This is a genomic window from Halococcus salifodinae DSM 8989 (genome assembly GCF_000336935.1).
Classification (GTDB): domain Archaea; phylum Halobacteriota; class Halobacteria; order Halobacteriales; family Halococcaceae; genus Halococcus; species Halococcus salifodinae.
Genome location: NZ_AOME01000051.1, coordinates 394,351 through 402,253, shown reverse-complemented (window position 1 = coordinate 402,253; position 7,903 = coordinate 394,351). Strand labels below are relative to the sequence as shown.

Genomic DNA, 7,903 nt, shown 5'->3' with positions numbered 1-7,903 from the left:
GAGCTCGAACGAGTCGGCAAGACACTCATCCAGCAAGATATCCTCGAATTGCTCCCCGATCGGCCGGTGGAGGTCGCCGCTGACCTCCACCTCCGTCCGTACTACGGCGAGGAGTACGACTCCAAGGAGGAACTCTACGAGTCACTCGCCAAAGCCGGAACGACGACTTTCCACGGCTATGCCACTCTCTACGCGCGAGTGCGCAACAAACGNTACGACTCCAAGGAGGAACTCTACGAGTCACTCGCCAAAGCCGGAACGACGACTTTCCACGGCTATGCCACTCTCTACGCGCGAGTGCGCAACAAACGATACACGCTGGCGGTGCGCCGTCTGACCGACGGCGACACCGCCAGCTCGATCCTCGCGGAACTACTCGGCGTACTCGAAGGCCTTGACCTCGAAGTCAAGGCTGTCTACCTTGATCGCGAGTTCTACGACACGTACTGTCTGACGCTGCTCGCTGCCCACAACTGCGCGTACGTCATGCCGATCGTGAAGTGGGGCGAGGCGATCCAGACCGAACTGAGCGAGGGCTGGAGCCGCGTGATCGACCACGACCTCCNTACGTCATGCCGATCGTGAAGTGGGGCGAGGCGATCCAGACCGAACTGAGCGAGGGCTGGAGCCGCGTGATCGACCACGACCTCCGAGGGGAAATCGACGGTCACACGTGGACCGTCGATTTCCCGGTCTACATCGACTGTACGTACCAGCAAGGAAATTACGGCGAGGAAGGTGTGGCGCGTCACGGCTACGCCGTCGACGCGCCGTTCATTGAGACGCCACGCCAGGCTCGGAAGTACTACAGCCGGCGGTTCGGTATCGAATCGACCTACCGTTTGTCCGAACGAAGCATTGCGATGACGACGACACAGAATCCGGCGGTGCGGTTTCTATACGTGCTGATCAGCTTCCTTCTCCAGAATGCGTGGCGCTATCTTCACTGGGAGTACGTGGCGTCGCCGCGCCAAGGCGCGCGACGCCTCTGGTCATGGCGATTCGACGAATTCCTTGGGATGGTACGGCGAGCAGCGGAGACGGCGCTCGCCGTGCGTCGCGCCGTCCCCGCGAACAAGCCACCGGACGACCGCTTCGAGCGCTAATCCACCGACCGGGATAGTCCGCTCGGCGAGTGGCANCTGCCGCTCCAGCAACTGCTCGACATCACCATCTCCTCCGAGTTCACGTCTCAGAAGGAGTTAGTTTGAGAGCATTGTGAGGTACTGAGCTTTCCCCGGCAAGACGACTTTGATACCAACGAACAGTCGATGGTGATTGCACAGCGATCCTCCCGAACGAACCACTAAGCACCACTTTTTATTAGGGAAGATATATAACCAATGCAGTGCGTTTGCGACCAACACACGACATATCTCGGGACTGCAACACATGAACGACGAGATCATAAGCATAATAATTCCCACGTACTTCCGAAACGAGCAGCTCGCCGAAACCATCCGCAGCGTCCACGAACAACGATACGATCCGGTCGAGATTATCGTTGTCGACGACTCCGGGGAGGGTCACGCCGCCGATGACGTCGACGAATTCGAGGACGTGGTGTACATCCAGCTGGCGGAGAATCGAGGGGCACAAGCGGCCAGAAACGTCGGGCTCGACGTCGCAACCGGGGAGTATGTCCAGTTTCTGGACGACGACGACCGGATCGACCCGGAAAAGCTCCCGAAACAGGTGGCTGCATTGCGTGAACGGCCGAACGCGTCGGTGGCGTTCTGTGGGATACAGTACGACTCGGGCGAGGTCCATCTTCCGCCGCCGGAGGTTTCGGGGACCGTGCTGGAGCAGGCTCTGGGGTTCTGGAACGATATCTGGCGATATTCGACGCTGTTGGTCGAGCGGTCGGCGCTCGACGTTGTCGGACCTCTACAGGACACGTTTGAAGGGTCGGGTGATATCTGGTTGCGTGTCGAGCTGGCACGCATCACGGAGTTCGTCGCCATCAGGGAGCCACTGGTGTTCGTCGGTGAGGGCGGTGAACACCTCGGCCTGTCGTGGACGGCACTCGAATCGCGGTGGAAGCTCCTCGACCGATACGAACCGCTCTACGACGAGGCCGACCGGGACGTGCGTCGCCACGCGTTGGCCGAAGCGAACCGGCTGAAGGCACTCCTCTACCTCCGCGAGCGTCGCTGGTCGCCCCGAGCGATCCTGGCGTTCGCCCGTGTCGCGTACTACGCGCCGACGGACCGGGCCCAGCACATCGCGGAACTCGCCGCTTCGCTGTTCGGCCGGTCCGGCCACGAACTCGGCCGTCGGTTCCAGCACGCCGTCCTCGACCAGCTTCGATGAGTCAGGACCCGAGCATTCCCTTGAGTTTCCGGAGCTCGGTCTCTTGGAGTTCGCCGAGGAGATAGATGGCTCCGAGATAGCCAGCGCTCCCGACCACGCTGGCGACGACCAGCGGAAGAGTTGATCCCCATCCGAGACCGAACACTGCTGCGTAGGGAACCAGGAGTGCAAGCGAGGCGACGGCGGTGTTGCGGAGGCTGTGCCACGGAAGCCGCCACGGGATGAATCGCCGGGAGACCACGTAGATGAACACGGCATACAGCAGGAAGCTCACGAACGTCGCGATGGCCGCGCCGACGTAGCCAAATCGCATGATTAGCGGGACGTTAGTGATGACGTTGACCACAACCGTCATCGCAACGCCGACGAACAGGACGATGGTTCGTTCCTCGATCTCGATGGCTTTCTGCCCGATAACGGCGGCGTTCCAGCAGAGGAGCCCCGCGGCGACGAACGGGATGATGATCGACCCTGCGAGATACGAGGTATCGAGCAAGAGCCCGCTCACGACCCGGTTGAGTGCCGAGAGACCGATCACACCGGGTACGCCCACGAGGAGGAGATAGCGGGTGATATCCGTGATAACTGCCGCTAGCTCGGCGTCGTTGTCGTCGTTCCAGAGGTTCATCAAGATCGGTTCGGCGGCCGTAACAAACGGGGTGAAAACCAGTCCTAATCCGTAGAGCACCACGGAGTAGTTCGAGGCGTAGATCCCGGTCGCCTCGCTCCCGCGGAGGAGTTGGATGAGGATCTGGTCTGCGAAATTGAGCGCCGTCAACCCGACGAGCCAGCCGATGAGCGGAAAACCGTAGCGCGCCATTCGGTTTGCGAACGCGGCATCGATATTGATCGAGTCGGTGCGAAATCCGAGCTGGACCGCCAGTACCAACGCTGTAGCCCCGGAAGCGATCGCAGTGCCCCAGAGCCATCCCACGATATCGTTCAGGACCACGAACACGAGTACGAGCGCAAACGCCACACCACCGACCGACTGGATGAGCTCGTATCTCAGGACCGACCGCGACTGGAGGCGGACTCGAAGGAGCGCTCTAAGGACGTAATAGGTCCCCTGTGTGATGGCGACCGCAGCGCCGGCGAACACGAACGGTTCGAACGGACCGAGAACGGGCGCTACGATCACACGAACGAGCACCGATAGGATGCCGAGTCCGACCCCAATCGAAACGATGAGCCACGAGACGTTACCGATCAGCAACGAGGGTTCGATGTGGGGCTCGAATCGGACGATCGCCTGATCGATCCAGCCATAACAGACCGTCCCGAGGATGGTGGCGATCGAGAGGGTAAGTGCATATCGGCCGTACGCGCTCGGGGGGAACGCACGAGTGAAGACCACCAGCGTGACCACGCTGAGGATCGCCGGAACGACCCGCGCGACCGCGTACAGGCCAAGGTCACGGACGAACTGCTCAAAGACGTCCGTGACGCGACCGAGGTCGCTCTCACTCATCGGTCCGGATCCTCGATTCGAGACACACTGCTTCGGAACGAACCCCGCTGACTTAATCCTACTTCCGCGGTTTAGCAAATCGATGATTTGAGAGCGTTTTCGTGTGGTACAGAGGGGGTTCTTCCACAACGTCTGTGATGTTTCAGCAGTAGGTGGGTTCCTACGTTGCCTTCATCGTGAACTATGTCCATTCGATAACGTCGTCCCATCTTGTTCTCAAATCGTCAGACTGTATCATCCCTAGAGAAATCGTGCTACATGTTCAGATCAAACCGCGGAAGTAGGATTAAACATCACCGGACACCGGTCGTTCCGAAGACCGCTTGACTCGGACATTCGTCGATGGCCGCGTCGACCCGGCTCGAACACACCACGAGACTAACCAATAGAAAGAAGTCGGCTGGAGCACATTTTACGGTGATGATGCGGCTGTTTCCCACCACCGGGCCCCGATACGTGTGGCGATGGCGGACACTGGGGTGGTCGAAATGAGCGATCACTTCGCCGACGGACGGTCCGGCGCGCCGATGCTCGTGGCGTTGCTCGTCGGTGCGGCGCTCGCGGTAGTGGTGGCGACGGCCGTCGTCGGCGTCGTTACGGCGATCAAGGGTGCGTACACCGTCGTCGGACTGGCGCTCGCGGCCTGGCTTTACTCGCAGTCGTCGGCCGAGACAGCTTCGGCGGTGTGGGAGGGCTACGCCCGCCGATACGGCCCCCGAACAGTCTGGCTCGCCGCGGTTTGTGCGGTCGGAATCTCGGTCGTGACCGGCGACCGGTCGATCGGGCTGCTGATCGCCTTTCCAATCGGTTTCGGCTTCCTTGGACTGCAGCTGGCCGCCGAGGTCGACTCGCGAGCCATTCTCGCGCAGGCGCTCGCGCTCTACGGGAGCGCGACCATCAGCAAGTACCTCACGAACGGGTTCTACTACGCGGGCGGCGACACGCTGTTCCATACGACCTACGTCGAGACGTTGATTCGAACCGGGTCGGTCGCCGGCATCCCCCGCTATCGATTCTTCCCCGGCTTCCATCTTGTCGTTGGCTCGCTCGACGTCCTTGGGGGGATCTCGGCCTACGACGCGATCATGTTGGCCGGGATCGTGGTCTACGGGCTGGTCATCGTCTGTGTATTCGAGACCATTCGGGTGACGACGCGGGACGACCGACTCGCTGCGTTCACCGCGGTCGGCCTCGTCATGGTCGAGCCCTTCCTCTACTACGCGACGTACTTCTTCCCGGAGACGTTCGCCGTCGCAATAGCGACGTTCGCGCTCTATATCGCCTATCGGGCGAATCAGGTGCAATCGGCCCAGTTCCGCTACAGCATCGTTGGGGTCGCAGTAATGGCGGCGCTCGTGTTCACCCACCACCTCACGATCGTGTTCTTCGTCCCGATCGTCGGCATCCTGTTCTTGGTGACGGGCGCACTCCGGCGGATCGACGACCGCCATCCCAACGACCGGCAGACCCTCTCACGCCCCCGAACCTACCTGGTCACCGTCACGGCGTTCGGGGCATTCGCCTACTGGTCGTACCGCTCGACGTTCCTCGCCGAACTCGCTTATTCGGTCCGGAGCATCCTCCGTCTGAGCTTGTTCGCCTCCGACAGCGGGGCCCCGACGCCAACCTACGCCCTCGGGATGGAGCTTCCCGCGCTGACCCCCGAGACCGCTCTCTGGGGGCTCCTCAGCACTGACGGGATCTATCAGATCGCTCTTGTGGCGGTGTTCGCGCTCGGCCTCGCGGCCGTCGTCGACCACCGGAGAGGGTACTGGCCGGCCCTCCCGCTGTTCGCCGTCGGGGTCGTCGGGTCGGTCGTGATGTTCCGGACGCCGCTCGCCCTGCCGGGGATAGACCGGGCTCAGCTCCCGATTGCCGTGTTCTTCGCCGTCGCTATCGGGATCGGTCTCGTCCGGTTGGCGCGCGCGACCGGAACCGGACGAACGACCCTTGCCGTCGCGGTCGTCATCGTGGCCGTGCTCGGTACGACGGCCCCGCTGAACTACAACGCTGGAGACGACCTCTACGCGCTCAATGACGGGCCGAACCTCTACGAACTCTACCCGACGCCGTCCCCACAGAAGGAGTTCTCGACGGACGAGTATCGTGACCTCGAAGCCACGGCAGCGTTCCTGAAACGACACAACACCACTGTATACACGTTCGCCGTCGGCAGCATGGCGATGCAGGGCTTCGGCGTCGACGCCCGCGAGTCAGCGAGCGTGACGACATCAGGTATCGAGACCGGCGAAGGGCTCTTTCTCTATCGGGACCGTTTCGTCGGCCACCGGCTCTCGTATCTGGCCAGCAACGATGTCTCCGTCGGCGAGCTCAACATCGCCGCGGGATGGCTCAACCGGACCGTCGGCACGACCGACAAAATCTACGCGAACGGCCAGGGCGGGCTGCTCTGGAATCCGAACGGGTCGGTGATCGCACCGAGGACCAGGGAATCGGCCGGAGCCGGGAGCACGAACACTGATAGGCTGGGGCCACCTGCAACCGGATCGATGAACGGCGAGGGACGACGATGAAGATCTGTTTCATATCGGGCGTGTTCCTCCCGCAAGCGGCCGGCGGAGCCGAGAACTACGTTTTGGAGGTCGCAAAGCGCCTCAAGCGTAAGGGGCACGAGCTGTTCGTCATTGCGACGGAACCCTACGACGGGCCGGCGAGCCTCACTCCCCATCGGACGAGCTACGAGGGGATCGATGTCTGGCGGTTCAGCCCGATAAACGTCGCGTACAAGACCTCCTACGAGGGCTACTCGTTGCCGCGCCAAGCGGTCTGGCGGGCGCTCGACGCGGTCAATCCCCACTCAGTGGCGATGGTCGAGCGGCTCCTCGACCGGACGAACCCCGACGTCGTCCACGTCAACGAACTCGAAGGTATCTCGACGCTGTCGTCCCGCGCGGCCGCCCGGAACGACGCGGCATACGTCCACACTCTGCACAACTACAACCTCATCAGTCCAGGAAGCACCGTTCGGATCGGGAGCGTTCCTGGCGGCCTCGACCGAACGGGTGGAAACCACCCGCTCGTGACCAAGGGCTATTCACGCATCCAGCGAGCGCTTTTGGGGACGCCGGATACCGTCGTGGGCCCGAGCCAGTTCGTTATCGACGCCCACCGCGAACACGGCTTCTTCGAAGGCGTTCGCTGTCGGTGCCTCCAGCACGGCGTCGAACGGATAGCCGAATCCACCTCACCGCCACCCGACGACCCGAGCGTGCTCTACGTCGGCCGCCTTACTCCCGAAAAAGGGCTCAATACACTTTTCGCGGCGGCGGCTGACCTCTCCGACGTTCAGTTTGATCTCTGTGGCACGGGGCCACTCCAGTCCGCAGTCGAATGCCGCGCCGAATCGAGCGCGAACCTCACCTACCACGGATTCGTCACCGAGGCCGAACTCCGATCACTCCGGCGGAACGCGACCGTCGGCGTAGTGCCCTCTGTCTGGGCGGAGAACTCGCCGCTCGCCATCTACGAATCCTACGCCACGGGGCTTCCGGTCGTCGGCACCGACGTCGGGGGGATCCCGGAGCTGGTCGTTTCCGGCGAGACGGGTGCGTTGTGCGACCCGGGTCGGGCCGACGCACTCGTCAATGCCATCGAACGAGTCCTCGACAACGACCCCGCTGCCATGCGCGAGGCCGCGCTCGCGTGGGCGCGCGAACACACCCTCGAAACCCACGTCGATTCGCTGGTGGAAATATACGCTGAGAGCCGCCGAAACAGGTGAGGTGTGTAGGACAGAGGCACGGTCTAGTTGAGGCGTATCAGCCGATTTCGGATATTTGATAGTTGAACTGGTGTCAGAAGATAGCTAAGAACTGCTTCGATGGATAGTGAGCCAGAGAGACGATCAGCTACTTGATTGAGAATCCCCGTCTGTGTTCGGGGTGATTCCTCAGAGAGCTACACTAATGCGTTCGAAATCGTTCAACTAGACAGTGCTAGGACAGAAATCTGTTCAGGGATCCGACGAGTCGTCCGTCCGCGAATCCTCCTCCGGGATGCCGTCTCGGAATGATTCCCAATCGCTCACCGACCCATCGATCTCTCGGCACCTTCCGAGCGGACCGATCGTACACTTTGCGTAGTTCCTTCCGTACGGGT

The 7,903-nt window shown here is 61.8% G+C and carries 4 protein-coding genes and 1 pseudogene; 4 read left to right on the top strand and 1 reads right to left on the bottom strand.

Annotated elements, in window-relative coordinates; translation table 11 throughout:
- Positions 1–231 precede the first annotated feature (231 nt).
- Together C450_RS09175 and C450_RS09170 are read left to right on the top strand one after the other, a co-directional pair.
- Positions 232–1,106 (top strand): annotated as a pseudogene (locus C450_RS09175) (ISH3 family transposase); the annotation flags it as partial.
- Between the two features lie 286 nt (positions 1,107–1,392).
- On the top strand, positions 1,393–2,313 hold the full coding sequence (locus tag C450_RS09170; RefSeq protein WP_005042904.1) for a glycosyltransferase family 2 protein: 921 nt from the start codon (positions 1,393–1,395) through the stop codon (positions 2,311–2,313).
- Position 2,314: 1 nt separating this feature from the next.
- Here the strand turns inward: C450_RS09170 and C450_RS09165 are convergent, their stop codons facing one another.
- Positions 2,315–3,784, bottom strand: coding sequence for an oligosaccharide flippase family protein (locus tag C450_RS09165; protein ID WP_005042902.1), 1,470 nt, complete (start codon positions 3,782–3,784; stop codon positions 2,315–2,317).
- Positions 3,785–4,248: 464 nt separating this feature from the next.
- On the opposite strand from C450_RS09165, the gene C450_RS09160 reads away from it, so the two are divergent.
- Positions 4,249–6,318 (top strand): hypothetical protein, encoded by a 2,070-nt coding sequence (locus C450_RS09160; protein WP_005042900.1) that lies wholly within the window; start codon positions 4,249–4,251, stop codon positions 6,316–6,318.
- Positions 6,315–7,526 (top strand): glycosyltransferase, encoded by a 1,212-nt coding sequence (locus C450_RS09155; RefSeq protein WP_005042897.1) that lies wholly within the window; start codon positions 6,315–6,317, stop codon positions 7,524–7,526. The genes C450_RS09160 and C450_RS09155 overlap by 4 nt, the downstream gene beginning before the upstream one ends.
- The last annotated feature ends 377 nt before the right edge of the window (positions 7,527–7,903 follow it).

What these genes read in the sequence shown, in the direction of transcription:
- C450_RS09170 (WP_005042904.1), top strand. Translation starts at nt 1,393, where the DNA reads ATGAACGACGAGATCATAAGCATAATAATTCCCACGTACTTCCGAAAC.
- C450_RS09165 (WP_005042902.1), bottom strand. Translation starts at nt 3,784, where the DNA reads ATGAGTGAGAGCGACCTCGGTCGCGTCACGGACGTCTTTGAGCAGTTC.
- C450_RS09160 (WP_005042900.1), top strand. Translation starts at nt 4,249, where the DNA reads ATGGCGGACACTGGGGTGGTCGAAATGAGCGATCACTTCGCCGACGGA.
- C450_RS09155 (WP_005042897.1), top strand. Translation starts at nt 6,315, where the DNA reads ATGAAGATCTGTTTCATATCGGGCGTGTTCCTCCCGCAAGCGGCCGGC.